The 24,977-nt window shown below is 64.5% G+C and carries 26 protein-coding genes and 1 pseudogene; 14 read left to right on the top strand and 13 right to left on the bottom strand.

From position 1 onward, the window contains the following. Nucleotides 1-19 precede the first annotated feature (19 nt). From hemB to DWF74_RS27280, 3 genes are all read right to left on the bottom strand, one after another. Nucleotides 20-994 carry a porphobilinogen synthase gene (hemB, locus tag DWF74_RS27290; protein WP_016962997.1) on the bottom strand — a complete coding sequence of 325 codons (975 nt, stop codon included), beginning with the start codon at nt 992-994 and terminating at the stop codon, nt 20-22. Between the two features lie 305 nt (nt 995-1,299). Further along, nucleotides 1,300-2,145, bottom strand: a complete 846-nt coding sequence (locus DWF74_RS27285) for a PhzF family phenazine biosynthesis protein (protein ID WP_115582095.1) — start codon at nt 2,143-2,145, stop codon at nt 1,300-1,302. A 1,300-nt stretch (nt 2,146-3,445) separates the two neighbouring features. Further along, nucleotides 3,446-4,150 (bottom strand): glutathione binding-like protein, encoded by a 705-nt coding sequence (locus tag DWF74_RS27280; protein WP_102864156.1) that lies wholly within the window; start codon nt 4,148-4,150, stop codon nt 3,446-3,448. A 218-nt stretch (nt 4,151-4,368) separates the two neighbouring features. Here DWF74_RS27280 and DWF74_RS27275 point away from each other — a divergent pair, with 218 nt between their 5' ends. The 4 genes and pseudogenes from DWF74_RS27275 (at nt 4,369) to DWF74_RS27255 (ending at nt 7,499) form a co-directional block, all read left to right on the top strand. Beyond that, nucleotides 4,369-5,031 carry a histidine phosphatase family protein gene (locus DWF74_RS27275; protein WP_115582094.1) on the top strand — a complete coding sequence of 221 codons (663 nt, stop codon included), beginning with the start codon at nt 4,369-4,371 and terminating at the stop codon, nt 5,029-5,031. 254 nt (nt 5,032-5,285) lie between these two features. Next, nucleotides 5,286-6,341, top strand: a complete 1,056-nt coding sequence (locus DWF74_RS27270; protein WP_115582496.1) for a permease — start codon at nt 5,286-5,288, stop codon at nt 6,339-6,341. A gap of 188 nt (nt 6,342-6,529) precedes the next feature. Beyond that, a pseudogene (locus DWF74_RS27265) lies at nt 6,530-6,709 on the top strand (type II toxin-antitoxin system HicB family antitoxin); the annotation flags it as partial. A 448-nt stretch (nt 6,710-7,157) separates the two neighbouring features. Next, nucleotides 7,158-7,499, top strand: coding sequence for a DUF3077 domain-containing protein (locus DWF74_RS27255; protein ID WP_060838609.1), 342 nt, complete (start codon nt 7,158-7,160; stop codon nt 7,497-7,499). Between the two features lie 52 nt (nt 7,500-7,551). Here DWF74_RS27255 and mnmH read toward each other — a convergent pair whose 3' ends face one another. From mnmH to DWF74_RS27240, 3 genes are read right to left on the bottom strand one after another with little or no spacing between them, the layout of a single operon-like run. Continuing rightward, a complete protein-coding gene (mnmH, locus tag DWF74_RS27250) occupies nt 7,552-8,652 on the bottom strand; it encodes a tRNA 2-selenouridine(34) synthase MnmH (protein ID WP_115582093.1) in 1,101 nt (366 codons plus the stop codon). Then, nucleotides 8,652-9,686: a selenide, water dikinase SelD gene (selD, locus tag DWF74_RS27245; protein WP_115582092.1), complete on the bottom strand. Its 1,035-nt coding sequence runs from the start codon at nt 9,684-9,686 to the stop codon at nt 8,652-8,654. Before selD ends, mnmH begins: the two co-directional genes overlap by 1 nt. Nucleotides 9,687-9,731: 45 nt before the next feature. Next, nucleotides 9,732-10,097 carry a DUF4440 domain-containing protein gene (locus DWF74_RS27240; protein WP_115582091.1) on the bottom strand — a complete coding sequence of 122 codons (366 nt, stop codon included), beginning with the start codon at nt 10,095-10,097 and terminating at the stop codon, nt 9,732-9,734. Nucleotides 10,098-10,347: 250 nt separating this feature from the next. Here DWF74_RS27240 and DWF74_RS27235 point away from each other — a divergent pair, with 250 nt between their 5' ends. The 3 genes from DWF74_RS27235 to DWF74_RS27225 all read left to right on the top strand — a co-directional run bounded on the left by DWF74_RS27235 (nt 10,348) and on the right by DWF74_RS27225 (nt 12,801). Beyond that, complete coding sequence (locus DWF74_RS27235; RefSeq protein WP_102864139.1) at nt 10,348-11,295, top strand: nucleoside-specific channel-forming protein Tsx; 948 nt, start codon at nt 10,348-10,350, stop codon at nt 11,293-11,295. 108 nt (nt 11,296-11,403) lie between these two features. Beyond that, nucleotides 11,404-12,432, top strand: coding sequence for a purine-nucleoside phosphorylase (locus DWF74_RS27230; RefSeq protein WP_115582090.1), 1,029 nt, complete (start codon nt 11,404-11,406; stop codon nt 12,430-12,432). A 141-nt stretch (nt 12,433-12,573) separates the two neighbouring features. After that, nucleotides 12,574-12,801: a DUF6555 family protein gene (locus tag DWF74_RS27225; RefSeq protein WP_011060569.1), complete on the top strand. Its 228-nt coding sequence runs from the start codon at nt 12,574-12,576 to the stop codon at nt 12,799-12,801. Between the two features lie 46 nt (nt 12,802-12,847). Here DWF74_RS27225 and DWF74_RS27220 read toward each other — a convergent pair whose 3' ends face one another. Next, a complete protein-coding gene (locus DWF74_RS27220) occupies nt 12,848-13,018 on the bottom strand; it encodes a metallothionein (protein ID WP_102864137.1) in 171 nt (56 codons plus the stop codon). Nucleotides 13,019-13,270: 252 nt separating this feature from the next. On the opposite strand from DWF74_RS27220, the gene glcD reads away from it, so the two are divergent. The 3 genes from glcD to glcF are packed head-to-tail and all read left to right on the top strand — an operon-like array spanning nt 13,271 to nt 17,025. Continuing rightward, nucleotides 13,271-14,770 carry a glycolate oxidase subunit GlcD gene (gene glcD, locus DWF74_RS27215; protein ID WP_115582089.1) on the top strand — a complete coding sequence of 500 codons (1,500 nt, stop codon included), beginning with the start codon at nt 13,271-13,273 and terminating at the stop codon, nt 14,768-14,770. After that, the gene (glcE, locus tag DWF74_RS27210; RefSeq protein ID WP_115582088.1) at nt 14,770-15,834 is read left to right on the top strand and encodes a glycolate oxidase subunit GlcE; all 1,065 of its coding nucleotides are present in this window, start codon (nt 14,770-14,772) and stop codon (nt 15,832-15,834) included. The genes glcD and glcE overlap by 1 nt, the downstream gene beginning before the upstream one ends. A gap of 3 nt (nt 15,835-15,837) precedes the next feature. Further along, nucleotides 15,838-17,025, top strand: coding sequence for a glycolate oxidase subunit GlcF (gene glcF / locus DWF74_RS27205; protein ID WP_115582087.1), 1,188 nt, complete (start codon nt 15,838-15,840; stop codon nt 17,023-17,025). A 128-nt stretch (nt 17,026-17,153) separates the two neighbouring features. Here the strand turns inward: glcF and DWF74_RS27200 are convergent, their stop codons facing one another. After that, complete coding sequence (locus DWF74_RS27200) at nt 17,154-17,603, bottom strand: DMT family transporter (protein WP_115582086.1); 450 nt, start codon at nt 17,601-17,603, stop codon at nt 17,154-17,156. 2 nt (nt 17,604-17,605) lie between these two features. Beyond that, the gene (locus DWF74_RS27195) at nt 17,606-18,031 is read right to left on the bottom strand and encodes a DMT family transporter (protein WP_249735905.1); all 426 of its coding nucleotides are present in this window, start codon (nt 18,029-18,031) and stop codon (nt 17,606-17,608) included. Nucleotides 18,032-18,223: 192 nt separating this feature from the next. Here DWF74_RS27195 and DWF74_RS27190 point away from each other — a divergent pair, with 192 nt between their 5' ends. Continuing rightward, nucleotides 18,224-19,171, top strand: coding sequence for a LysR family transcriptional regulator (locus tag DWF74_RS27190; RefSeq protein WP_102864131.1), 948 nt, complete (start codon nt 18,224-18,226; stop codon nt 19,169-19,171). 80 nt (nt 19,172-19,251) lie between these two features. On the opposite strand, the gene DWF74_RS27180 is transcribed toward DWF74_RS27190, so the two are convergent. Then, the gene (locus DWF74_RS27180) at nt 19,252-20,520 is read right to left on the bottom strand and encodes an Nramp family divalent metal transporter (protein WP_430757478.1); all 1,269 of its coding nucleotides are present in this window, start codon (nt 20,518-20,520) and stop codon (nt 19,252-19,254) included. A gap of 208 nt (nt 20,521-20,728) precedes the next feature. On the opposite strand from DWF74_RS27180, the gene DWF74_RS27175 reads away from it, so the two are divergent. After that, nucleotides 20,729-21,190: a thiol-disulfide oxidoreductase DCC family protein gene (locus DWF74_RS27175; protein ID WP_102864129.1), complete on the top strand. Its 462-nt coding sequence runs from the start codon at nt 20,729-20,731 to the stop codon at nt 21,188-21,190. Nucleotides 21,191-21,212: 22 nt separating this feature from the next. Here the strand turns inward: DWF74_RS27175 and DWF74_RS27170 are convergent, their stop codons facing one another. The 3 genes from DWF74_RS27170 to folE are packed head-to-tail and all read right to left on the bottom strand — an operon-like array spanning nt 21,213 to nt 22,853. Then, complete coding sequence (locus DWF74_RS27170; RefSeq protein ID WP_102864128.1) at nt 21,213-21,740, bottom strand: DUF3833 domain-containing protein; 528 nt, start codon at nt 21,738-21,740, stop codon at nt 21,213-21,215. Nucleotides 21,741-21,764: 24 nt separating this feature from the next. Further along, on the bottom strand, nt 21,765-22,292 hold the full coding sequence (locus DWF74_RS27165) for a chalcone isomerase family protein (protein WP_115582084.1): 528 nt from the start codon (nt 22,290-22,292) through the stop codon (nt 21,765-21,767). Then, a complete protein-coding gene (folE, locus tag DWF74_RS27160; RefSeq protein ID WP_102864126.1) occupies nt 22,293-22,853 on the bottom strand; it encodes a GTP cyclohydrolase I FolE in 561 nt (186 codons plus the stop codon). 437 nt (nt 22,854-23,290) lie between these two features. Here folE and DWF74_RS27155 point away from each other — a divergent pair, with 437 nt between their 5' ends. Both DWF74_RS27155 and DWF74_RS27150 read left to right on the top strand, forming a co-directional pair. Then, a complete protein-coding gene (locus DWF74_RS27155; RefSeq protein ID WP_115582083.1) occupies nt 23,291-24,073 on the top strand; it encodes a hypothetical protein in 783 nt (260 codons plus the stop codon). 97 nt (nt 24,074-24,170) lie between these two features. After that, nucleotides 24,171-24,947 (top strand): helix-turn-helix domain-containing protein, encoded by a 777-nt coding sequence (locus tag DWF74_RS27150; protein ID WP_115582082.1) that lies wholly within the window; start codon nt 24,171-24,173, stop codon nt 24,945-24,947. Nucleotides 24,948-24,977: the final 30 nt, after the last annotated feature.

The following is a 24,977-nucleotide window of genomic DNA, read 5'->3' as shown; positions in this document are numbered from 1 at the left end:
CGGTACGGCGGGGGCCTGGTCAGATCCCGGCCAGGGCCAGGTCCATGGCGAAGTAGGTGAAGATCAGGTCGGCGCCGGCGCGCTTGATCGAACCCAGGCTTTCACGCACCACACGCTGCTCGTCGATGGCCCCGGCCTGGGCGCCGAACTTGATCATCGCGTACTCGCCGCTGACCTGGTACGCCGCCACCGGCAGGCGCGAGGCCTCGCGGATGTCACGGATGATGTCCAGGTAGGCCCCGGCCGGTTTGACCATCAGCGAGTCGGCGCCTTCCTGCTCGTCCAGCAGGGATTCGCGCACCGCTTCGCGACGGTTCATCGGGTTCATCTGGTAGCTCTTGCGGTCGCCCTTGAGCGCACTGCCGCCCGCTTCGCGGAACGGGCCGTAGAGCGCCGAAGCGAACTTGGTGGAATAGGCCATGATCGGCGTCTGGGTGAAACCGGCGGCGTCCAGGGCGCGGCGGATGGCCTGGACCTGACCGTCCATGGCCGCCGACGGCGCGATCACGTCGGCGCCGGCACGGGCCGCGGCCACCGCCTGCTTGCCGAGGTTGATCAGGGTCTGGTCATTGTCCACTTCATGGCCGTGCATCACGCCACAGTGGCCGTGCTCGGTGTATTCGCAGAAGCAGGTGTCGGACATCACGATCATCTCCGGCACCGCGTCCTTGGCGATGCGCGACATGCGCGACACCAGGCCGTTTTCCTTCCAGGTATCGCTGCCATCGCAGTCCAGGTGGTGCGACACACCGAAAGTCATCACCGACTTGATCCCGGCGCGGGCGTAACGCTCGATCTCCCCGGCCAGCTTGGATTCGGGGATGCGCATCACCCCGGGCATGCTCTTGATCGGCACGAAATCGTCGATTTCCTCCTCGACGAAAATCGGCAGCACCAGGTCGTTGAGGGTGAATTCGGTTTCCTGGAACAGACTGCGCAGTTGTTCGGAGCGACGCAGGCGACGGGGACGGGCTTCTGGGAACTGGCTGGACATGATTTTTCCTAAGGCTGAGCGCGGGACAACACGAGCGATGGCGAAAAAAGGCTGAAAGCTTATGCCCAGAGCCGCCGTGGTACAAACCCGCACGGCTCAAGAGAGTCTTGCGAATCTGCTAACAATCAGCGCCAGGCCCGCTATTCATGGGCTTGGCGAAGGCCCGCGCAGGCCGGCCTGCGACCATCTGACGCAAGACAGAGGAGCAGCAACAAGCAACAAGCTTCGAGCGGCAAGCGGCAAGCGGCAAGCGGCAAGTGGCAAAAGCGCCGGGCTGGGCTTGCAGCTGGACACTTGCCGCGGCTTCACCCTGCGAGAAACTTGCCTTCAATACAGGTGACGGCAGAGCCGCCGATCCACACCTCATCGCCCACCTGCTCCACATCGATGGACCCAGCGCGGCCCATGCTCAGGCCCTGGCTGACCCGATAGCGCGACGGCGCCAGCCCGGCCCCCAGCAGCCACTGGGCGATCCCGGCATTGAGGCTGCCGGTGGCCGGGTCTTCGGGCATGCCATCACCGGCGATAAAGGCCCGCACCTCGAACTGCGCATCGGTGTCATCGTGCTCGGGGTCACAGGGCGCGATCACCCCTACGGCCAGACCGATCAGTGCCGGGTAGTCCGGTTGCAGATCCAGCACCTGCTGGCGCTCGCCGAGCATCACCGCCAGCCAGCCGGCGCCGTTGTCGACCCACTGCGCCTGGACGATATCCCCGGCTTTCAGGCCCAGGCCACGGCCTACCTGCTCCAGCACCTCGGGCTCCACCGGGCCGGACTTGAGCAGCGGCGGCGCGAGAAAGGCCAACTGATCGCCCTGACGACGAATGCGCACCAGACCGACTTCACACTCCTGAATGATCTCCTCGCCCCGGGGCACCCCACCGGCTTCGAGCCAGGCATGGCAACTGCCCAAGGTCGGGTGACCGGCGAAGGGCAGCTCTTGGGTGGTGGTGAAGATCCGCAAGCGATAGTCGGCCCGAGGGTCGCGGGGCTTTAGCAGGAAGGTGGTTTCGCTGAGGTTGGTCCAGGTGGCGAAAGCGGCCATGCGTTCGTCGCTGAGATCGTCGGCGTTGAACACCACGGCCAGGGGGTTGCCCTTGAGGGGGGTGGCGCTGAAGACGTCGATTTGCTTGAAGTTCAGGGCGGGCATTTAGAGGGAGCCTGGGGTCGGTGGGGGGCTGGGGGTGAAGTGTACATATTCGTTGCTGCGGGTGTGGCGGTTGGTGGTTTCGCTCTTACAGCGGTGGGTTGGGTACATATCCGGTGCGGCGGTCAGGGCTACTTGGGGTTTCGCTCTTACAGCGAGTGGGAGGGGGTACATATCCATTCCTGCGGGGGCGGCCGCTGGCGGTTTCGCTCTTACAGCGGGGGTTGGGTACATATCCGTTCCTGCGGGGGCGGCCGCTGGCGATTTCGCTCTTACAGCGGGGGTTGGGTACATATCCGTTCCTGCGGGGGCGGCCGCTGGCGATTTCGCTCTTACAGCGGGGGTTGGGTACATATCCGTTCCTGCGGGGGCGGCCGCTGGCGATTTCGCTCTTACAGCGGGGGTTGGGTACATATCCGTTCCTGCGGGGGCGGCCGCTGGCGGTTTCGCTCTTACAGCGAGTCACTTTGAAAAGCCCAAAGTAACCAAAGGCTCCTGCCCCTCCACTCGGTGCCTCGCCTAGGCTCGGCATGCCCGAACTCCGGCATTGATCCGTGGGCCGCCGCCACCGGCCATCCATGGCCGGGTGGCGGCTAACCCGGCATCCCTGCCGGGTTACCCACGGATCAATGCCTGCGTTCGGCCATCGTGGTTAACGGGGCGTTCAGATCAAGATCAAAAGCCAGAGCAAGATCAACATCTGACGGCGGCCTGCCGGCCGGCCTGTTTCATCGCCGTTCGCGTTACATGTAGCCGCTGCCGAAGGCTGCGACCGCTCTGGGCGGCATTCCGTCGCAGGAGACGCTAAACCTGCCTCCCCGATATTCCTGACCTATCGCGCCGCCTGGTTTTGCGAGCGCGAGCGCTCGTTCGCAGCCTTCGGCAGCGGCTACAAGGAGCCGGCCTGCGCACCTTGGTTTTGGCTTTTGATCTTGATCTTGATCTTGATCTTCCGGCCCCTTCCCAGCCGGCCGAGCGCAGGCGTTGCGTAGGGGGCAGCTCGGCATGGATGCCGAGCTAGCCGCCACCCGGCCATGGATGGCCGGTTGGCGGCGGCCCCCCGGAGCAATGCCGAAGCGAGGGAACCCCGAGCCCTAGCGAGGGGCCCATGGAGGGGCAAGCGTTTTTGGTTCCTTTTTAGGCGTTTGTAAAAAGGGACTCGCCGTAAGGGCGAAACCCTAAGTAGCCGTGACCGCAGCAATGGATATGTACCCCGTCCCACTCGCTACAAGAGCAAACCCCTAAGTAGCCACACCCGCAACACCGAAGATGCCCCCCCTTCGCCCCACCCTAAAAAAACACCTCAAACCACCTTGGGAATCTCCAACCCACGAATCACCGCCGGCCGCGCCACAAACTTGGCCAGCACCCGCTGCACCTGCGGGAAGCTATCAATCCCCACCAACCCGCCCGCCTCATAAAACCCGACCAGATTCCGAATCCACGGAAAAGTCGCAATATCGGCAATGGTGTAGCGCTCGCCCATGATCCACTCGCGCCCCTCCAGGTGCTTGTCCAACACCCCCAGCAACCGCTTGGCCTCGTTCACATAACGCTCCAGCGGCCGCTTGTCCTCGTAGTCCTTGCCGGCGAATTTGTGGAAGAACCCCACCTGCCCGAACATCGGCCCGATGCCGCCCATCTGGAACATCAGCCACTGGATGGTTTCATAACGCGCCGCCGACTCCTGGGCCAGCAACTGCCCGCTCTTGTCCGCCAGGTAAATCAGGATCGCCCCCGATTCGAACAATGCCAAAGGCTGGTCGCCAGGACCATGGGGATCGAGAATCGCCGGGATCTTGTTGTTCGGGCTGACGCTGAGGAACTCCGGGGTCATCTGGTCCTGGGTCTCGAAGCTGACCCGGTGCGCTTCATAAGGCAGGCCGATCTCTTCGAGCATGATCGAAACCTTGACCCCGTTAGGGGTCGGCAGGGAGTACAGCTGAATCCATTCGGGAAACTGCGCAGGCCATTTCTGGGTAACGGCAAAAGCGGAAAGATCGGTCATGACAGGCTTCCAATGACAGTCAAAGGGGGGCGCCACACGAGGCAACGGTCGGCGATTATCCGCCGGGTTTTCTTAAATCGGCAACATACCGCGGTTAGTCTGGCGCCTCATCGAACCAAACGCCGTCCAGGGACTCAGAAGCACTGCCTTCACCGGCCGTGATGACAGGGAACACACAGGTTTGTCAGCCTCCACCCCTTGCGCTGAAGAATCCCGCCATGCCCCTGCTCCGCCGCTTCAAGAACCGCGCCTACCTGCTGCTACCGGCCTTGCTGCTGGGCAGCGCCCTGTGCCTGTCGCTGGAGTCCAGCGTCAGCCGCGCGCAACCGGTGGACGGCACTCAGACCCTGGTGTTCCTGCGCCACGCGGAAAAGCCCGCCGGCGGCCTCGGCCAGCTCAACTGCCAGGGCCTGAACCGGGCCCTCGACCTGGCCTCGTTGCTGCCGGAAAAATTCGGCAAGGCGCAGTACGTGTTCGCCGCCAACCCGACGCGCAACGTCGAGGAAGGCGAGCTGGACAACTCCTACAGCTACATCCGCCCCTTGATGACCATCAGCCCCAGCGCCATCAAGCTCGGCCTGCCGGTGAACATCGATTTTGCCGCCAACGACACCAGCGACCTGGCGGACGAGCTGCTGCACAACCGCTACCACAACGCGATCATCTACACCGCCTGGTCCCACGGTTACCTGCCGGAGCTGATCAACAAGGTCGCCGAAGAGGCCGTGGGCCAGAAGCGCCCGATCACCGAGGACTGGGCCTCCAGCGACTTCGACTCGCTGTACGTGCTGACCCTGACCTGGCGCAACGGCAAGGCCAGCCTGCACAGTCAGAGCTACAAGCAGGGCCTGGACGGCGGCGAGCAGGATTGCCCAAGCTGATGGTTCCGGACTACAGGCGCCCTCCGCCCCTGTAGCCGCTGCCGCAGGCTGCGAACGGCTCCGCAGGAGACGCCACGATCTTTAGGTTGCTGCGCGTTCGGCGGGAGATCGCCAAGCAAGGTCCTGCGGCCCTTTGCGCAGCCTCGCTGACGCTCGGCAGCGGCTACAGTCCAATGCCGGACGAGATCGGTTCGCGGCGCACCGGCGCCAGCGGCTACAATTCGCGCTTATTGTCTCTGTGCGGAAACCCCTTCATGTCCAACCTCGCCTCCACCCAGCCCGCTCGCGGCTGGGCGTTCTGGTGCAAACCCCTGCTGTTCCTGCTCGTGGCCGCCATCGGCCTGTATTACGTGAAGTGGTCGCCCTACTACCTCAAGGCCTTTGTCGCCGCCGACAGCCACAGCATCGGCGCGTCGATCCTCAACGATCAGCAAAGCTCGCCCTGGAGCGCCGCCCTGGCCTATTCCCAGGTGTACTTCCTGGCCATCTGGAAAGCCGCGGTGCTGGCGGTGATCTTGGGTTCCCTGCTGCAGGTGCTGATTCCCCGGGACTGGCTGCTGCGCCTGTTCGGCCGCGCCGGTTTCGGCTCGACCCTGCGCGGTGGGCTGTTCGCCTTGCCGGGCATGATGTGTTCCTGCTGCGCCGCCCCAGTGGCTGCCGGCCTGCGGCGGCAGAAGGTCTCGGTGGGTGCGGCCCTGGCGTTCTGGATCGCCAACCCGGTGCTCAACCCGGCGACCCTGGTGTTCATGGGCTTTGTCCTGGGCTGGGGCTTTTCCGCCCTGCGCCTGGTGGCGGGCATTGTCCTGGTGCTGGGCGTGTCCCTGGTGGCGCAGCGGGTCGCCGGCCCCGAGCAACTGCCGGAAGCCGCGGTGGATGCGGTGGTGGAAGCCAGCACGGTGAACGACCAGCCGTTCCTCAGCCGCTGGGGCAAGACCCTGTGGCAACTGTTCTGGAGCACCATTCCAATCTACGTGCTGGCAGTACTGGTGCTGGGCGCGGCGCGGGTCTGGCTGTTCCCGCACATTGACGGCGCCATGGGCGACAGCCTGTGGTGGCTGGTGCCCCTGGCGATTGCCGGCACCCTGTTCGTGATCCCTACGGCGGCAGAGATTCCCATCGTCCAGACCATGATGACCCTGGGCCTGGGCACCGGGCCGGCGGTGGCGCTGCTGATGACCCTGCCAAGCATCAGCCTGCCGTCGCTGCTGATGCTGCGCAAAGACTTCGATGCCCGGGTGCTGGTGACCGTGGCCGTGCTGACCATGCTGGTGGGGATTGTCTGCGGCTTGATTGGTGCGGCGTTGTTGTAAGGCTCTGGTTGTCGCTGCCGCCGATTCGGGTCAGGCTCGAATAGGCAGCGACACGTCGGCTCTTGGCATCGGCATCGACTCGATCGCGCGCGATGTGCAACCTGCGCAAAGCGCGCCCCGGTCATGAGCTAAAGAGCGAGATGCTTCGCCACGTCATCGAACAACGCAGACCCGGAGGCCTCGATACCGTGAACAACCTGCTGCAACACAAGGGCTATTACGGCTCTATTGAAGTCAGCCCCGAGGATCACTGCCTCTTTGGCAGGCTCCAGTTCATCAAAGCCCTGGTGAGCTATGAAGGGCAAACCCTGGCTGAGCTGGAGGTCGCGTTCAAAGAGGCGGTCGATGACTATTTGAGCACCTGCAAACACTCGGCTGTCCCCGCTCAACTCCGTTGAGCACAGGTTTCCAATCGAAGCACCACCCCTCCGCCACAGCATCGTCTTGAAACACATTGATCAGGGAATGCCGCTCCCGAAACCAGAGTTTTCGCTTTGTTTTGTAAGGCTTGTCCGAGAGAATCGCCAACGCCTTTGAGCGGCTTGTGCCCTGGGTGTTCGTCAGGCAGTCTCCCCCGGTCGCTGCACCATCAGCGACTCGGATGTGGAAGTCCGGACATGAAGAACGTGCAACTTGCCTCAATGGGAACACCTGTATTTTTCAATATGGGTGACCTCGCTCTATGGCGGCTGTACGTGGGGCACTCTCGGGTGCGCCGGATCCTTCAGTCCCGGTCTTCCACACCTGCGTACAGCTGCCACCCTCTCATGTGGAAGTGAGTTCCGGCAGTTCTTGAACGACTGGAGGACCCAACTCATGAAAAAGCTCGTCCCCGATCCACCCCGCCCGCTACGCGATCCCGAGCTGGATCGCGCCAACGCCAACCTGCTCGCCGCTCTGAAACCGACCCAGGCACGCCCGTTCGGCCTGCGCGATGCCCAGGGCAATGCCCTGTTCAGCGTGCAAGCCGGGGTCAACGCCGAACAGGCCTTGAGGCACGTCGCCCTGCTGCTCAAGTGCGCCGAGGAGGTGTCCGATGAAATCACCGAGCGCGCCAGCGGTATCGAGCGTGGCCTGATCTGGTCCATGGTGCATTCCGTGGAAATGGCCCGGGCCGTGGTCGAGGCCTTGCTCGACCGTCCACGCCCTGCCGGCTGACGCCCGCGAACACCGCGCGCTCGGGGGCTGCGAGCGCGCGGGTTATTGAGCGCTAGCGCGATGGCGACTGGCGCTGGCGCAGGTAATCGAGCACCGCGCCGTGCTCGCCCATGAACTCGATCCGCGCGCCCTTGCTCTCGCGTTGGTAGGCGTACATCGGATCGTAGTATTCGCCGAGCAAGCCTTCGATCCAGGCCCGGTGCAGCTCCACATCGCCGCTGCGGGCCTGTTCCGCCAGCGCCGCTTCCATCAGCAGGAACAGGCGCTGGTGACGCTCGCCCCCCAGGCGTTTGTGGATCTTGTTCAGGCTCTCCAGCAGGCGTTCGGCAAACAGGGCAAACCCTTCCTCGCCATGCACGGCCACGAACTCGGCGCTGAGGTTGACCACGTAATCGTCAAGGATGCGCTGTACCCGGCTGTCGAGGCGGTCTTCCAGCCAGACCATGGGCAGGCCCTGCATGCTCTGGTACAGCGGCAGCGGCAAGGCGCAGCTGCCGATCATGCGGTTCTCGTCTTCCAGGACAAAGCTCTGCACGCCGCGCTCACGCTTTTTCAGCAGGTCCACCGCCAGGCGGTTTTCGAAGTCGATGTTGCTCGGCTGCCCGGTGGCGCGGCGGCCGAAGCTGGAGCCGCGGTGGTTGGCGTGGCCTTCCAGGTCCAGGGCGTTGTCCAACTGGCCCAGCACTTCGGTCTTGCCGGTGCCGGTCATGCCCCCCAACAGGACAAAATCGCACTGCTGCAGGGCCTGCTCGGTGGTGTCCAGAAGGAAGGTCCGCATGGCCTTGTAGCCGCCGCCAACCCGCGGGTAGTCAATGCCCGCTTCCTTGAGCCACTGCTGGACGATCTGCGAGCGCAGGCCGCCACGGAAGCAGTACAGCAGGCCATTGGGGTGAGCCCGGGCGAAATCGGCCCAGGCCTGGACGCGCTGTTGCTTGATGTCGCCGGACACCAGCTGATGACCCAGGACAATCGCCGCCTGCTGGCCCTGCTGCTTGTAGCAGGTGCCGACCCGCTGGCGTTCCTGGTCGGTCATCAGCGGCAGGTTGAGCACCCCGGGAAAGGCGCCCTTGGTGAATTCGATCGGCGCCCGGGTGTCCATCATCGGCCGGTCGTTGAGGAAGATCTCGCGGTAGTCGGTGCAGTCCAGAGGCATCAGAACACCTCGACCGCGTGGCTCTGTCGCTCCACCAGTTCACCGATGGGCGCCAGTTCCAGGCCCAGCTCCGCCGCCAGGGCGAGGAACTCGGCATTGCCTTCAGGCGTAACCGCCACCAGCAGCCCGCCGCTGGTCTGCGGGTCGCAGAGCACCCGTTTGTGCAGCTCCTGGACCCGGCCGATCTTCTCGGCGTAGCTGCTGTAGTTGCGCAAGGTGCCGCCGGGCACGCAGCCCTGATCCAGGTAGTACTCAACCCCGGGCAGGCGCGGTACGCGGTCGTAGTGAATCTGTGCGGTGAGGCCGCTGCCATCGGCCATTTCCACCAGGTGCCCGAGCAGGCCGAAACCGGTGACGTCGGTCATCGCGGTCACCCCTTCGAACTTGCCGAAACGGCTGCCGGGCTTGTTCAGGGTGCACATCCAGTCGCGGGCCAGACCGATGTCGGCGTCGCGCAGCTTGCCCTTTTTCTCGGCGGTGGTGAGCACGCCGATCCCCAGGGGCTTGGTCAGGTACAGCAGGCAACCGGCGGTGGCGGTGTCGTTGCGTTTCATGAAGCGTTTTTCCACCAGCCCGGTCACCGCCAGGCCGAAGATCGGCTCCGGCGCGTCGATGGAATGGCCGCCCGCCAGGGGAATGCCCGCCGCGTCGCACACGGCGCGGCCGCCGCGGATCACTTCCCGGGCGATTTCAGGGGCCAGCACGTTCACCGGCCAACCGAGAATGGCGATGGCCATCAGCGGGTCGCCGCCCATGGCGTAGATATCGCTGATGGCGTTGGTGGCGGCGATGCGGCCGAAGTCGAAGGGGTCGTCGACGATGGGCATGAAAAAGTCGGTGGTGGAGACCACGCCGCGCTCTTCATCGATGGCGTAGACCGCCGCGTCATCGCGCGAAGCGTTGCCGACCCACAGCTTGGGGTCGAGGTTCTGCGCCCCGCTGCCGGCCAGGATCACCTCCAGTACCTGGGGGGAAATCTTGCAGCCGCAGCCGGCTCCGTGGCTGTACTGGGTCAGGCGAATCGGCTCGCTCATGGGGCACCTCGTCAAGTTCGGGACGCAGGATTCTAGCAGAGGGGGTCAGGCCCCGGGCCGGGGCGTGCCCTGGTGGAACAGCATCTGCCAGCGCCCTTCGCGGCAGCGCCACAGCGAACTGCGCCAGGCGCTGCCGGCCGCGCGCCCGCCGGCTGCGGCGTTATGGCACAGGTAGGTGACCTGGGCCAGATCGGCCGCCAGAAGCTGCAACGAGAACTCGCTGATCCGGCGCTCGATAAACACTTGCTGCGGCAGGCTTTCCAGCACCTGTGCCTTGTCCCAACGCCCGCCACTGGCGCCGAACTCGAGAAAGTCGTCGGCCAGCAAGTCGTCCAGCAACTGGCGATCGGCACGCACTTCGGCCTGCTGCAGGCGGGTTTCCAATTCCAGCAAGAGTTGATGCAACGCCATGGTCGAGCTCCGCAGAAAATCCAGCCCCGGACTTTAACAGTGCCCCGCTTTCGCGCCCACCGCCCCCTGCCCGGGCATTTTTTGACCCCAGAGCCAGCTTCCGAGGCGTTTCCAATTGTTTTTCAACCGCCTATTTCAAGTTGGTACGCCATGTGCAAACGTTTGCGAGTTGCAAATTTGTGGGTGTTCGCCACCGCCACGCGCGCGAACGGACATCAGGGACTTCACACCGCACGAACAGGGACTTTCCATGCACAACCGCTTCCCCCGTCATGGCCAATGGGCTGTTTCCCTCGGGCTGGCCGGCGTTACGGGTCTACTCAGTCACGCCACGCTGGCCCAATCCCCCGCGCCGGACGCGTCAGCCCAGGGCGAAAGCCTGAGCGCCGATGTGCAATCCGCGAAACAGGGCGCCTACCTTTCCGACTGGTACAACCAGGACCTGATGCTGATCGGCAGCAAGGACATCAGCTTCGGCCCGCGCCCGGCGGACGACATCTACCTGGAGTACGAATACTTCGGGCGCAAGGGCCCCTTCGAGCTGTACGGCTACATCGACCTGCCGAAGATCCTCGACATCGGCAACAGCCACGACAAAGGCATCTGGGACCACGGCTCGCCGCTGTTCATGGAGCACGAACCGCGGATCTCCATCGATTACCTGGCCGGTCGCAGCCTGGCCATCGGTCCGATCAAGGAGTGGTATGTGGCCTTCGACTGGATCTACGACCACGGCAGCCGCACCGCCAACCGCGCCAACACCCTGTACAGCGGACTGGGCACCGACATCGACACCCATTCGCGGGTCAACCTCTCGGCCAACTTCTATGGCCGCTACCAGTGGGAAAACTACGGCGCCAGCAACGAGTATTCCTGGGACGGCTACCGCGCCCAGCTCAAATACATCGTGCCCATCGACAGCTACAGCAACGGCGCCTCGCTGACCTACATCGGTTTCACCAATTTCGATTTCGGCTCCGACCTGCACAAGGACAACCCGGCGCGCACCGCCAATGCCACGGTGGCCACCAACGTGCTGCTGTACGCCTTCACTCACCTGCGCTTCACCCTGGTGGGCCGCTACTTCCACAACGGCGGCAACTGGGAGGATGGCAGCGTGCTGAATTTCGGCGACGGCGAGTTCCGTGCCCGCTCCAATGGCTGGGGCTATTACGCCGGGGTCGGCTATCAGTTCTAGAGCAATGGCAAGCTTCGAGCGGCAAACGGCAAGACAAGAACGGTTGCGATGAGTTGCAACCTGGACCAGGCAGGATAAGCGCCGGTTAACGGCAGTCATGGAGGTTGTATGCGTGGGATTACAAAGGTTTCGTGGGTATTGGGACTGGGGGCTGTGCTGGCAGGCGGCGCCTGGGCCAATGAGGCGCCGATCAAGCCCAAGGTGGTGCTGATCAGCATGTTCGCGCCGGAAGCGCAGCACTGGATCGAGCGCCTGGAGCTCAAGCGCGAGATTCGCGTGCCGGGGCTGGCGGCGGAGTATCCGAGCATTCGCTGCAATGACCGGGACGTGTGCCTGTTGACCACCGGCATGGGCCAGACCAATGCCGCGGCGTCGACCCTGGCCCTGGCCCTGTCGCCGAAGTTCGACCTGCGCAAAAGCTATTTCCTGATTGCCGGGATCGCCGGCATCAGCCCGCACCACGGCACCCTCGGCACCGCCGCCTGGGCGCATTACCTGGTGGAGTTCGGCACCCAGTGGGAAATCGACTCCCGGGATGCGCCCAAGGACTGGCCCACCGGCTACCTGGGGATCAACACCAAGGGGCCGAACGAAAAACCGCCCCTGGACTACAAGACCGAAGTCTTCGAGCTCAACCCCAAGCTCCAGGCCAAGGCCTTCGCCCTGAGCCAGCGGGTGACCTTGAGCGAGAGCCAGGAATCGGCGGCCTGGCGCCTGAAATACCCCAAGGCCCCGGCCAACCAGCCGCCGGTGGTGACCCGCTGCGACACCCTGGCGGGCAACACCTGGTTCTCCGGCACTCGCCTGAGCGAACGGGCCGAAGTCTGGACCCGCCTGCTGACCGACAACAAAGGCACCTACTGCACCACCCAGCAGGAAGACAACTCCACCTACGAAGCCTTGCTGCGGGCCAGCCGCGAGGGTCTGGTGGACATCCAGCGCCTGGCGGTGCTGCGCGCCGGTTCCGATTTCGACCGCCCGGCGCCGGGGGCCAGTGAAGTGGACAACCTGCTCAAGTACGCCGACCAGGGCGGCTTTGTCCCGGCCCTGGAGAACCTCTACCGGGCCGGCAATCCGCTGGTGCAGGACATTCTCAACAACTGGTCGACCTGGGAAACAGGCGTCCCCGACGCCTGATCCGTGGCAACCCGCAGGAGCCGGCGTGCCGACGAAGGCGCGCTCAGGGCCATGACCGTTGGCGCCAGAGTCGGCCAATCAAAGTGAATTTTTGCGCCTGCGGGGGATCACTCAAGGATCACAGGGAGGAACAGAGGCTTTATGAACAACGCAAAACTCTTCGTCATCGAATACACCCTTCACGGCGCTCCCAAGTCCTTCATCATCCGCCAGGAAAAGATGGACAACGCCGAGGCCTGGCACTGGGCAAGCTGTGATGCGGGAGTGGGCCGCATCGGCCGTTTCGGCCGGGAACGGGTGAAGAAGACCAGCAAGCCCATGGCGGAAAAGTTCGGTATCGAGAATGTCACCTGGCGGCCTTCGGTCTAGGCCCGCCGCAAACGGGTGGAGCCGCAGCCCCACCCGTTTGCGCTCTTCAGCCGTGGGCGCCTTGGGCGCATTTGCACCCTTGGGTGGAAGCACAAGGCTCACCATGAGCGTGATGATCGGCGCAAGCCTGACAGCAGTAGTGCTTGCCGTGACGGACAATCGCATGGGGCCCCAGCTTGCAGGTGCAGGCCGGACAGGCGCAGGTTTCATTGGACATGGCAGGGTTCCTTTTTATCAGTCTTTCAGGGGACTCGATCACCGCGCCACCTCAGACAATGGCAGCCACTGCACGGTACGAGCCCTCCAAAGACTAGGCCAACCCAGCCCCCCCGCCACGCCAACAGCGACTAAAGTGATTCGGCCAGCGCCCGCATGGACCGATGGCCACCCCGGCCCGGCCAGCCAATGATGCAGGCCGTGGTCATGCTGTCTCGACCTGACAAGAACAACCCAAGGTCATTCGCCGCCCATGACGATTCTCTATGACGAAACCCTCGACGGCGCCCTGCCCGACGTCGACCAACAGGCCCTGATCCGGGCCTTGCGCAGCCAATTGCCGGACCTGGAACTGCTGGACCAGGAGCCGCAGCTCAAGCCCTACGAATGCGACGGCCTCAGTGCCTATCGCACCACACCGATGCTGGTGGCCCTGCCGCGGCATCTGCACGAGGTCCAGCGCTTGCTGCAGATCTGCCATGAGCACCGGGTGCCAGTGGTCCCCCGAGGGGCCGGTACGGGTTTGTCCGGAGGCGCCCTGCCCCTGGAAAAAGGCCTGCTGCTGGTGATGGCGCGCTTCAAGGACATCCTGCAGATCGACCCGGCCGCCCGCTGCGCAAGGCTCCAGCCGGGGGTGCGCAACCTGGCGATTTCCCAGGCGGCGGCGCCTTTTGGCCTGTACTACGCCCCCGATCCTTCATCACAGATCGCTTGCTCCATCGGCGGCAACGTCGCGGAAAACGCCGGGGGCGTGCATTGCCTGAAATACGGCCTGACCGTGCACAACCTGCTGCAGGTGCAGATGCTCAGCGTCGACGGCCAAGCCATGACCCTGGGCAGTCAGGCCCTGGACGCGCCGGGGTTCGACCTGCTGGCGCTGGTCACCGGCTCCGAGGGCCTGTTGGGGGTAATCACCGAGGTCACGGTCAAGCTGCTGCCCAAGCCGCCGATCGCCAAGGTGCTGCTGGCGGCCTTCGATTCGGTGGAAGCCGCCGGCCGCGCCGTGGCCGAGATCATTGCCGCGGGGATCATCCCCGGCGGCCTGGAGATGATGGACAACCTGGCGATCCGCGCCGCCGAGGACTTCATCCACGCCGGCTACCCGGTGGACGCCGAAGCCATCCTGCTGTGCGAACTGGACGGGGTTGAGGCTGATGTGCATGACGACTGCGAGCGGGTGCGCCAGGTGCTGGAACGCGCCGGCGCCAGGGAGGTGCGACTGGCCCGGGACGAAGCCGAGCGCGTGCGCTTCTGGGCCGGGCGCAAGAACGCCTTTCCAGCGGTGGGCCGTTTGTCCCCGGACTACTACTGCATGGACGGCACCATTCCCCGGCGCCAGCTGCCGGGGGTGTTACGGGGCATTGCTCGTCTCGCCGCCGAGCATCAACTGCGGGTGGCCAACGTGTTCCATGCCGGGGACGGCAACATGCACCCGCTGATCCTGTTCGATGCCAACCGGCCGGGCGAGCTGCAGCGGGCCGAGGCCCTGGGCGGCAAGATCCTCGAACTGTGCGTGGCGGTGGGCGGCAGCATCACCGGCGAACACGGCGTGGGCCGGGAGAAAATCAACCAGATGTGCGCCCAGTTCAACGCCCACGAGCTGGCGCTGTTCCATGGGGTCAAGGCCGCCTTCGATCCCGGCGGCCTGCTCAACCCCGGCAAGAACATCCCGACCCTGCAACGCTGCGCTGAATTCGGCGCCATGCATATCCATCATGGGCAACTGCCCTTCCCCGAACTGGAGCGCTTCTGATGACGGCGCCTCCCGACGGCGATGCCAGCGCCGCGCTGCTGGAACAGGTCCGCAATGCCTTGCAGGACAGCACCCCGCTGCGCATCCAGGGCTCCAACAGCAAAGCCTTTCTCGGCCGCGAGTGCGCTGGGGAAATACTCGATACCCGCAGCCATCGCGGCATCGTCAGCTACGACCCCACGGAGCTGGTGATCAGCGCCCGGGCCGGCACCCCGCTCAGTGAGTTGCACGCCGCCCTGGAGGCCGCCGGGCAGATGCTGCCCTGCGAGCCGCCATCGTTCGGCGCTGGGGCCACCCTGGGCGGCATGCTCGCCAGCGGCCTGTCCGGACCGCGTCGACCCTGGGCCGGCGCGGTACGGGATTTCGTCCTCGGCACCCGGATCATCAGCGGCAGCGGCCAGCACCTGCGCTTTGGTGGCGAGGTGATGAAGAACGTCGCCGGTTACGACCTGTCGCGGCTGATGGCCGGCAGCTACGGCTGCCTGGGGCTGATCACCGAAGTCTCGCTGAAGGTCCTGCCCAAGCCCCGGCAATGCCTGAGCCTGAGCCTGGAAATGGACCGCCGGCGCGCCCTCGCGCAACTGGCCGAATGGGGCCAACAGCCCTTGCCGATCAGCGCCGCCTGCCACGACGGCGAGCGCCTGCACCTGCGCCTGGAAGGCGGCGAAGGCTCGGTGGCAGCGGCCCATGAGCGCCTGGGCGGCGAGCCTCTGGATTCGGGCTACTGGAGCCAGCTCAATGAACAGCAGCTGGACTTCTTCAACCCCGGCCTGCCGCTGTGGCGCCTGTCACTGCCACACAACACGCCGCTGCTGGCACTGCCCGGCGAACAACTGCTGGACTGGGGCGGCGCCCAGCGCTGGCTGAAAACCGCTGCACCAGCCAGCGAGATCCGCGCCGCCGTCAGCGCCGTTGGCGGCCACGCCAGCTGCTACAGCCACGGCCTGCAGGACAGCCCGTTCCAGCCCCTGGCGCCGACCCTGCTGCATTACCACCAGCGGCTCAAGGCGCAGCTGGACCCGCAAGGGATCTTCAACCCCGGCCGACTCTACGCGGAGCTCTAGACCATGCAGACCACCCTCAGCCCCGAGGCCCGGCAACTGCCCCGGGCCGCCGAAGCCGAGCGCATCCTGCGCAGCTGCGTGCACTGCGGTTTCTGCAACGCCACCTGCCCCACCTACCAGTTGCTGGGCGACGAACTGGATGGCCCCCGCGGGCGCATCTACCTGATCAAGCAGGTGCTCGAAGGCGCCACCGCCACCGCACAGGTCCAGCAACACCTGGACCGCTGCCTGACGTGCCGCAACTGCGAAACCACCTGCCCGTCCGGGGTCGATTATCACCACCTGCTGGACATCGGCCGCGCCGTGGTGGATGCCGCCCTGCCCCGGCCCGCCGGCCAGCAACTGCTGCGCCGCGGGCTGCGAGCGCTGAGTGCCAACCCGCAGCTGTTCAAGGCCCTGATCCAGGGCGGCAGCCGCCTGCGTCCGCTGCTGCCCCAGGCGCTGCAGGACAAGCTGCCGCGCCAGTTGCCCAGCGCCAAGCCGCGTCCGCCCCTGCGCCATGCACGGCGCGTGCTGTTGCTCGAAGGCTGCGTGCAACCGGGGCTGTCGCCCAATACCAATGCCGCGGCGGCGCGAGTCCTCGATCGCCTGGGCATCAGCGTGCAGCCGGTCGCCGAGGCCGGCTGCTGCGGCGCCGTGGACTATCACCTGGACGCCCAGGAAGCCGGCCTGCAGCGCGCCCGACGCAACATCGACGCCTGGTGGCCGCACCTGCAACAGGGCGCCGAGGCGATCATCCAGACCGCCAGCGGCTGCGGCGCCTTCATCAAGGATTACCAGCACCTGCTGGCCCATGACCCGGCCTACCGCGACAAGGCCCGGCAGGTCAGCACCCTGGCCCGGGACCTGGTGGAAGTGTTGCGCGCCGAACCCCTGGAGCAGCTCGGCGCCCACAGCGAACAGCGTCTGGCCTTCCACTGCCCCTGTACCCTGCAGCACGCGCAAAAGCTCGGCGGCGCCGTGGAAAGCCTGCTGCAGCGCCTGGGCTTCAACCTCACTGCCGTGCCCGACAGCCACCTGTGCTGCGGCTCGGCGGGCACCTATTCACTGACCCAGCCGGTGCTGGCGCGGCAACTGCGGGACGACAAACTGCGGGCCCTGGAAAGCGGCCAGCCGGAGTTGATCGTCACCGCCAACATCGGCTGCCAGACCCACCTCGATGGCGCCGGCCGCACCCCGGTCCGCCACTAGATCGAGGTGCTGGAAGACGCGCTGAGCTGAGCTAAGCGACAAGCTCCGAGCTGGAAGCTGGAAGCTGGAAACTTGTGGCGTGTGGCGTGTGGCGAGTGGCGTGTGGCCTGCGGCCTGCCACTTGCAGCTCAGGGCCGTGCCTTGCTGCGGTACATGAACAACAGCGCCAGGGCCAGGCACAGCAGCGCCAGCAGGCGGTTGGACGACAGCTCGATGGCCGGGTTGCCGAACCAGCCGAAGTTGTCGATCAGCATGCCCATGGCCAGTTGTCCGAGGATCACCGCCACCGTGGCCACCGCGGTGCCGACCCGAGGCACCGCGCCGACCATCACCAGCATGTAGACCACGCCAAACAGCGCGCCAGTGAGTTGCCATTTCGGCGCCTGCAACAGGCTCATGGCCTGAGGGGGCTGGAAAAACACTATCAGCAGCCCGGTGATCAGGGCACCCACGGCAAAGGTCAGCAGGCTGCTGCGCAACACCCCCACGCTTTCACCCAGGCGGCCGTTGATCGCCGCTTGCACACTGAGCACCGCACCCGCAGCCACCACCAGGACCAGCAAAAGAATCAGGTTCATGTTCAACCTCGGGCGATCAGGATCAGGGCCACGACAATCAGCACCAGGGCCAGCCAGCGTTCGCCATTGACCGGCTTGCGGGCGCTGCCGAACCAGCCGAAATGGTCGATCAGCACGCTCTTGCCCACCTGCCCGGAGAGGATCGCGATCATGGTCATGGCAATGCCGATATGGGGCGTGGCCAGGGTCAGCACCACCACGTAGATCGGTCCCAGCACCCCGCCGAGCAATTGCCAGCGCGGCAGTTGGCTGAAGGCCGGCCCCGGCTGCGGACCGCTGAACAACAGCAGCAGAAACAGCAATGCCGTGCCCACGCCGAAGATGCTCAAGGTCGCCCACAAATGCCCGACCTGGGCGCCCAGCGGGCCGAGCAAGCCGGCCTCCACCGACAGGCCCATGCCCGCCAGAATCACCAGGGGCAACAACATCAAGCGCTGCCAGCCAGCGCGGGGTTCAACCTGGGCCGCCGGAGTCGGCAGCACTGGATCTAACACATTGGAGGACATACAACACCTGCTTGGGGATCAAGGAATGGCGGGCATTATCGATTGCGCCCTCTTTGCGATAAATGGGAGCATGCCGACAACACCTTTGCGTAAAACGCACAGCAAGGATTTCCTATGCAAGGCTTCAACGACCTGGGCTTCAAGGCCCTGCGCCTGTTCATCGCGGTGCTCGACCAGGGCAGTTTTTCCGCCGTGGCACGCCGCGAGGGGCTGGCGCCTTCGTCCATCTCGCGGCAGATCCAGCTCATGGAACAGGCCCTGGGCCAGCAGTTGCTTTATCGCCACACCCGCGCCGTCAGCCCCACCGAGGCCGGGCGCTTGCTGGGCCACCATGCGCGGCGGGTGCTGGCGCAATGGGAAGAAGCCGAACAGGCGCTGCAGGAACAGCAGGACGAACCGGCCGGGCTGGTGCGGATCAATGCCCCAGTGGTGTTTGGCCAGCGACACCTGGCGCCCTGGCTGGGCGAGCTACTGGGCCGCCACCCCAAACTGCAACTGGACATCCAGCAGACCGACAACTACATCGATCCTTTGCAGGACGGCACCGACCTGCTGTTTCGCATCGGCACCCTGGAAGATTCCTCGATGCAGGCACGCCTGCTGGCCCCGCAGCGCTACCGGGTGGCGGCCAGCCCCGCCTATCTGGAACGCCATGGCACGCCACAGCACCCGCAGCAGTTGCAGCAGCACCAGTGCCTCGCCTACAAGGGCGAAACCGGCCAGCAGCGCTGGTTCTTTCGCCGGGGCCGGGAAGACTGGACGCCCTACAGCGTCAAGGGCCCCCTGACCGGCAACCACGCCGACACCCTGACCCAGGCCGCCGAACAGGGCCTGGGGCTGGTGATGTTTCCTTCCTGGCTGATTGGCGAGGCCCTGCATCAAGGCCGCCTGGTGGCCTTGTTCGAAGACTTCGACGTGGCCACCAGCCTCGAGCCGCAGCAGATTGCCGCCCTTTGGCCCGGCAGCCGGCGCCTCTCACTGAAAGTGCGCACGGTGATCGACTTCTTCGTCGAGAAATTCGGCCCGGAGCCCTATTGGGATCGCCGCGCCCCCGCCCCGTAACCCTAGGAGCTGGCTTGCCAGCGAAAGCGCCGGCAAGCCCTGCACAAGACTCAGCGGCCCCTTCGCCGGCCAGCCGGCTCCTACAGGAAGAGTTGAGCGATCAGCCAGGCGTTGGCTGCGCTGATGACAGCAAACAGGCTCCAGGCCAGCCATCGCGTCGGCCAACGGTTGACGAATTCGCCCATCAGGCGCCGGTCGTTGGTCATGCGGATCAGCGGGTACAAGGCAAACGGCAGTTGCAGGCTCAGCACCACCTGGCTCAACACCAGCAGTTGGCCCACTGCGCCATCCCCCAGCAGCCAGACGCCAATGAACGCCGGGATCAGCGCCAGCCCGCGGGTGATCAGGCGCCGTTGCCAGCAGGGAATCCGCAGGTTCAGGTAACCCTCCATGATCACCTGCCCGGCAATGGTCCCGGTGAAGGTCGAGCTCTGCCCCGAGGCCAGCAGCGCCACGCCGAACAGCACGCTGGCCAGGGCTCCGCCCACCAGTGGGTCGAGCAGGTGGTAGGCATCCTGGATCTCCACCACGTCGCTGTGGCCGGTGTTGTGGAAGGCCGCGGCGGCGAGGATCAGGATCGCCGCGTTCACCAGCAGTGCCAGGGCCAGGGAGCCGATGGTGTCGATGCGCGCCAGCTTGATGGCGTCGGCACGACTGGCCCGGTCCTGGCCGATCAAGCGGGTCTGCACCACCGAGGTGTGCAGGTAGAGGTTGTGGGGCATCACCGTGGCGCCGAGGATGCCAATCGCCAGGTACAGCGGTGCGGCGTCGCTGATGGCCGAGAGCGACGGGGTGAAGCCCCGGGCCACGTCCGGCCAATAGGGTTTGATCAGCAGCAGTTCAATGAAGAAACACACGCCGATGGTCGCCACCAGCGCCAGCATGATCGCTTCCAGCCGGCGAAAACCGCGGTTCTGCAAGGCCAGCACCAGCAAGGTGTCGAAGGCGGTGATGACAATCCCGGTGCTCAGGGACACCCCCAGCAGCAGGTGGAACGCCAGGGCACATCCCAGCACTTCGGCCAGGTCGGTGGCGATGATCGACACCTCGGCCGCCAGCCACTGGGCCCGGGCCGAACGGCGGCTGTAGCGCTCCCGGCACAGTTGCGCCAGGTCGCGCCCGGTGGCGATACCCAGGCGTGAGCACAGACATTGCACCGCCATCCCCGCCAGGCTTGCCAGCAACACCACGAACAGCAGGTTGTAGCCATAGCGCGACCCCGCCTCGATGGCGGTGGCCCAGTTGCCCGGGTCCATGTAGCCGATGGAAATCAGCAACCCGGGGCCGGCAAAACGCAGCAGGCGCTTGAACAGCGAAGCGCTGGGATCGACGGACACGGAGCCCGCCACCTCCGGCGGACAAAAGGGGGCGGTGGCAACTTTCGGTAGGCTGAATTTCACGGGGATTTCCACGACGAATTGACGCAAGGGCTCAGCTTAGAGGTTTCAGCACAGCCACCCAAGCCTGATTTTTCACCCTGAAGGCGAGTATGCTGCTGCCACTCCAGACCCTTGCGACGCCTGCTGCAGGTATCGATTTCCCGCCCAAGGTGGCCCCGTGAACAGCGCTGCGACACCCCCCGAACCCGACACCCAGCCCCCCTTCCTGCAACCCGGCGACCGGGTGCTGCTGTTCGATGGGGTCTGCAAGCTGTGCAATGCCTCGGTGCGTTTCGTCATCCGCCACGACCGCCAGCGGCGTATCAAACTGGCATCGATGCAATCACCCCAGGGCCAGGCGCTGCTGAAATGGTTCGGCCAGCCCACCGAGCAGTTCGACAGCGTGCTGCTGATCGAGGACCAGGGGCTGTCACAACGCTCCGAGGCCTTTATCCGCCTGATGGCGCAACTGCCTGCCCCCTGGTGCTGGCTGCGCCTGTTGCGCTGGATTCCCCGGCCGCTGCGGGACTGGGGCTACGACCGTATCGCCGGCAACCGCTACCGCTGGTTCGGCCGGCATGACGTCTGCCTGCTGCCCAGCCCCGACCATCACGGGCGCTTTCTCGACGACCCGTCCTGAGTCCGGAGCCGGCCAGCGCGCCTCAGCCGGGCTGACGGCGGAAGAACAGGGTCACCTGCCCCAGCTCGAAACCGAACTTGGTCATGTAGGAACGATTGGCCAGGGTGTTTTCGTCCAACAGGTACATCCAGTCATCGAAATGCACCTGATAGGTGGTGCCGTCCACCGGCAGGTTGAGCACGTAACGCCAGCGCAGGGCATTGCCGGAGACTTCGCCCCGGGCCTCGCCGACCACGTCGTCGGCGGTCCCGCGCCACAGACCGGGCCCCGTCGGGACCAGGGTCCAGATCCGGGTCTGGCGGGTGCCATCGCTGTAGGTAAAGTCCTCATGCATGATGAACTTCTCGCCTTCGCTGCGGCTGTTGATCTGCACATGGAAGCGCTTGATCACCTCACCGGAGCGCTTCTGGAACAGGCCCCAGGCCTCGACCCGGCCACTGAAGAACTGCCGCAGTTCCAGCTCGGGCTTCTGGTCACGGTACTGCTTGACGTCGGTGTCGCTGCAAGCAACCAGGCCAAGGCACAGCACCAGCAAGTATTTCTTGAACATGGAACATCTCCTGTGCTGCGCCCGCTATCGGCCCAGCAGTTGTGCGCGCAACTGCGGATTGCGGGTGCGCGGGTCGAGCCAGATGGCAAAGAACGCTCGGGCGAAGGCCTCGTCGTCGACCACGTGCTGCAAGCGCTGGTCGACAAAGAACTGCACCCCGCGACCGGGCAGGAACACCCCGGTGATGCGCTGGCCCGGTTCGACATCGACGAAGGCGCGCTGCATCTGCGCCTGCCAATCCTTGAGTTGCTCCGGGCTGACTGCAGTGCCGGACAAACGCTGGATCTCATCCAGGCTGGTCTGCACCAGCTCGTCACGACGGATCGTGCGCCGATAAGTCAGCTCCAGGGCAAAGGGGCTGTCGGCCGTCAACGGCAAGGCCGTGCCCCAGAGCCGGGCGTTGTAGACCTTGAAGCCGAACCAGCTGAACTCACCGCTGCCCAGCAGCCGTGCATTGGGCAGCGACTCTTGCCAGCCGGCACTGGCGGTGGCGCTGAACAACACCAGCAGCCACAACAACCGCGCCGCGAGCACTCGCCGGATACTGTTCATTCAAGACCGCCTGGGCAACAGCTGGAGAAATTCCTGGCGGGTACTGGCGCAGTCGCGAAAGGCCCCGAGCATCACTGAGGTGTTCATCAGCGAGTTCTGCTTCTCGACCCCGCGCATCATCATGCACATGTGCCGTGCCTGGATGACCACCGCCACCCCGGCCGCCCCGGTCACTTCCTGGACCGCCTCGGCAATCTGCCGGGTCAGGTTTTCCTGGATCTGCAGGCGTCGCGCATACATGTCGACGATCCGCGCCACCTTGGACAGCCCCAGCACCTTGCCGGTGGGGATGTAAGCCACATGGGCCTGACCGATGAAGGGCAGCAGATGGTGCTCGCACAGGGAATACAGCTCGATGTCCTGAACCATCACCATCTCGTCGCTGGTGGAACTGAACAACGCGCCGTTGACCAACTCTTCGAGGCTGGTGTCGTAACCGTGACACAGATAACGCAAGGCCTTTGACGCTCGCTGCGGGGTATCGCGCAGGCCCTCGCGGGATGGATCTTCACCCAGCCCCTGAAGAATGCAGTGGAAATGCTCGGAGAGAGGATCGTACATGGCGCACAGGTTCCGCAAAGTGAATGAGGCGGGCAAATCCTTGCACGCGCCAAGGGGAAAAAGAGGGCCCCGAGGTGACCAACCACACAACTGGCCCAGCCCTGATTCCACCAGGGCTTGACCTCGGGAACCCCAAAGTGTGGAGAGTGACAGCCTGGACAGCTAAAACTGGCCAGTGATCACCTCATCTCACACTGAAAAACCTATACGAGAATTTCATTTTTGTACAACTTTTATCGATTAAAACCCGATAAAAGCCGTAAATACTTGTACAAAAAGTTCAAAAACCGATTCAGCCTCATTGTTTCGTACAAGAAAAACCCGCACCAGCCTGCTCTCTCCGGTGCTTCGCTTTTTGCCAGATACACGTGCCAGATACGCGTCAGATGCAGGGTTGGATGCTAGGGTGGCGCACCGTTCATCCACCGAGCCCCCCCATGCTGCTGTTGAAACTGCTGACAGTTCCCGGATTCCTGCTGTTGATTTCCCTGGCGAGCAAGCGCTGGGGGCCGAATGTTGCCGGCTGGCTTGCGGGTTTTCCCGTGGTGGTGGGGCCGATCCTGCTGTTTCTGGCCCTGGAGCAAGGTCCGGTGTTCGCCACCCACGCCGCAGTGGCTGCGCTCTCGGCATTGTTCGCCATGATCGCTTTCAGCGTTGCCTACACCCATGCCGCGCAGACCCTGGCCTGGCCTGGAGCCCTGAGCATCGCCACTCTGGTCTGGGTGCTGCTGGCCAGCGTGATCGCCCAGGTCCCGCCCTCCCTGGGGTTCTCGATTTTCTGTGCCGCCAGCGCCCTGTTGCTGGCGCCCCGGGTGTTTCCCCGGGTCAAGACTGTGCCCGCCCTGCCCGGCACCCAGTCGGACAAGCTGGTGTACCGCATGCTCGCCGGGGCCCTGCTGACCCTGGCAGTCACCTTGCTGGCCAGCACCGTTGGCGAACGCTGGAGCGGCATGCTCGCAGTCTTTCCGGTGCTCGGCAGCGTGCTGGCGGTGTTCTCCCACCAGAGTCACGGCGTGGCCTTCACCACTGTGCTGCTGCGCTCGCTGAGCACCGGCCTGTATTCCTTTGCGGCGTTCTGCCTGGTGCTGGCCCTGGCCCTGCCGAAACTGGGAATGCTCGCCTTTGGATTGGCAGTGGCGGTGTCAATGCTGGTGCTGGGTTTGAGCAAGCGCCTGTTGGCGCGAAGCACCATCAGTTGCGCCGCCAGACAACATCCTTGAACCGCAAATAAACCGGCACAAAACCTCGGCATACAGAGACTGGCGCCGAACTCAGGCACTCATGCATCATGCGTCGTCAGTCTTATGGAAGAGTGTGATGAGCAACATAGAACCCCCAAAGGCTTCATTGGCCTTGCGATCCTACTCCGGCCAGATTGAGCTGCATGACCACGACTATCACCAGATCGTGCTGCCGCAATCAGGCTCCATGGAGATAGAGGTCGATGGCCGTGGCGGCAAAGTCGACTGGAGCCAGGGCGTGATCATCCCGGCAGGTTGCTCTCATACCTTTTCCGCCAGTACCGCAAACACTTTCCTGGTCCTTGATGTTCCGCTTTCATCGCCCCGCACCCAAAAGTTCGAAGCTGAAACCATCAAGAGGCTCAACGAAAAAAGCTTCTTTCCGGTAAGACCGGAGATTCGTCACCTGCTTGACTACGCCACACGCAGCGTTCCATTGCTGACCAGCTCACCTGAGGTGGCTCAATCCTGGAGTACTTTGTTGATGTCGTCTCTGGTCCAGCCCCACAGCCACACCCCTGACCACGGACAGTTCACCCTGGCCAGGGCGCTGACCCATATCGAAAACAATCTGGACACTCATCTGACCGCCTCTGAAATAGCCCGAATCTCAGGCACCAGCGAACGACGCTTGTACATACTCTTCGAGCAACACCTGAAAACCACGCCTTTTGCCCATGTGACGCGGCTGCGCCTGGACTTGGCCATTGACCTGCTGCGCGATACTCGACTGTCGATCACGGAAATTGCTCATCGAGTGGGTTACGCAGACCAGAGCGCCTTGAACCATGCGCTGAAAAAAAACCGCAACCTGACACCGGCATCGGCTCGAAGGCGCACCATAACCTGCTGAAACATGCAGCCTGGAACAAGTATTAGGCAG

Origin of the sequence: Pseudomonas protegens, from assembly GCF_003363755.1 — a bacterium.
Taxonomy (GTDB): domain Bacteria; phylum Pseudomonadota; class Gammaproteobacteria; order Pseudomonadales; family Pseudomonadaceae; genus Aquipseudomonas; species Aquipseudomonas danubii.
Note: the sequence above shows the minus strand (reverse complement) of the source record. Positions and strands in the feature narration are given on the sequence as shown.

Bases quoted from the DNA above. Each gene is read 5' to 3' on its own strand.
- hemB (WP_016962997.1), bottom strand. From the start codon at position 994: ATGTCCAGCCAGTTCCCAGAAGCCCGTCCCCGTCGCCTGCGTCGCTCC.
- DWF74_RS27285 (WP_115582095.1), bottom strand. From the start codon at position 2,145: ATGCCCGCCCTGAACTTCAAGCAAATCGACGTCTTCAGCGCCACCCCC.
- DWF74_RS27280 (WP_102864156.1), bottom strand. From the start codon at position 4,150: ATGACCGATCTTTCCGCTTTTGCCGTTACCCAGAAATGGCCTGCGCAG.
- DWF74_RS27275 (WP_115582094.1), top strand. From the start codon at position 4,369: ATGCCCCTGCTCCGCCGCTTCAAGAACCGCGCCTACCTGCTGCTACCG.
- DWF74_RS27270 (WP_115582496.1), top strand. From the start codon at position 5,286: ATGTCCAACCTCGCCTCCACCCAGCCCGCTCGCGGCTGGGCGTTCTGG.
- DWF74_RS27255 (WP_060838609.1), top strand. From the start codon at position 7,158: ATGAAAAAGCTCGTCCCCGATCCACCCCGCCCGCTACGCGATCCCGAG.
- mnmH (WP_115582093.1), bottom strand. From the start codon at position 8,652: ATGCCTCTGGACTGCACCGACTACCGCGAGATCTTCCTCAACGACCGG.
- selD (WP_115582092.1), bottom strand. From the start codon at position 9,686: ATGAGCGAGCCGATTCGCCTGACCCAGTACAGCCACGGAGCCGGCTGC.
- DWF74_RS27240 (WP_115582091.1), bottom strand. From the start codon at position 10,097: ATGGCGTTGCATCAACTCTTGCTGGAATTGGAAACCCGCCTGCAGCAG.
- DWF74_RS27235 (WP_102864139.1), top strand. From the start codon at position 10,348: ATGCACAACCGCTTCCCCCGTCATGGCCAATGGGCTGTTTCCCTCGGG.
- DWF74_RS27230 (WP_115582090.1), top strand. From the start codon at position 11,404: ATGCGTGGGATTACAAAGGTTTCGTGGGTATTGGGACTGGGGGCTGTG.
- DWF74_RS27225 (WP_011060569.1), top strand. From the start codon at position 12,574: ATGAACAACGCAAAACTCTTCGTCATCGAATACACCCTTCACGGCGCT.
- DWF74_RS27220 (WP_102864137.1), bottom strand. From the start codon at position 13,018: ATGTCCAATGAAACCTGCGCCTGTCCGGCCTGCACCTGCAAGCTGGGG.
- glcD (WP_115582089.1), top strand. From the start codon at position 13,271: ATGACGATTCTCTATGACGAAACCCTCGACGGCGCCCTGCCCGACGTC.
- glcE (WP_115582088.1), top strand. From the start codon at position 14,770: ATGACGGCGCCTCCCGACGGCGATGCCAGCGCCGCGCTGCTGGAACAG.
- glcF (WP_115582087.1), top strand. From the start codon at position 15,838: ATGCAGACCACCCTCAGCCCCGAGGCCCGGCAACTGCCCCGGGCCGCC.
- DWF74_RS27200 (WP_115582086.1), bottom strand. From the start codon at position 17,603: ATGAACCTGATTCTTTTGCTGGTCCTGGTGGTGGCTGCGGGTGCGGTG.
- DWF74_RS27195 (WP_249735905.1), bottom strand. From the start codon at position 18,031: ATGTTGTTGCCCCTGGTGATTCTGGCGGGCATGGGCCTGTCGGTGGAG.
- DWF74_RS27190 (WP_102864131.1), top strand. From the start codon at position 18,224: ATGCAAGGCTTCAACGACCTGGGCTTCAAGGCCCTGCGCCTGTTCATC.
- DWF74_RS27170 (WP_102864128.1), bottom strand. From the start codon at position 21,740: ATGTTCAAGAAATACTTGCTGGTGCTGTGCCTTGGCCTGGTTGCTTGC.
- DWF74_RS27165 (WP_115582084.1), bottom strand. From the start codon at position 22,292: ATGAACAGTATCCGGCGAGTGCTCGCGGCGCGGTTGTTGTGGCTGCTG.
- folE (WP_102864126.1), bottom strand. From the start codon at position 22,853: ATGTACGATCCTCTCTCCGAGCATTTCCACTGCATTCTTCAGGGGCTG.
- DWF74_RS27155 (WP_115582083.1), top strand. From the start codon at position 23,291: ATGCTGCTGTTGAAACTGCTGACAGTTCCCGGATTCCTGCTGTTGATT.
- DWF74_RS27150 (WP_115582082.1), top strand. From the start codon at position 24,171: ATGAGCAACATAGAACCCCCAAAGGCTTCATTGGCCTTGCGATCCTAC.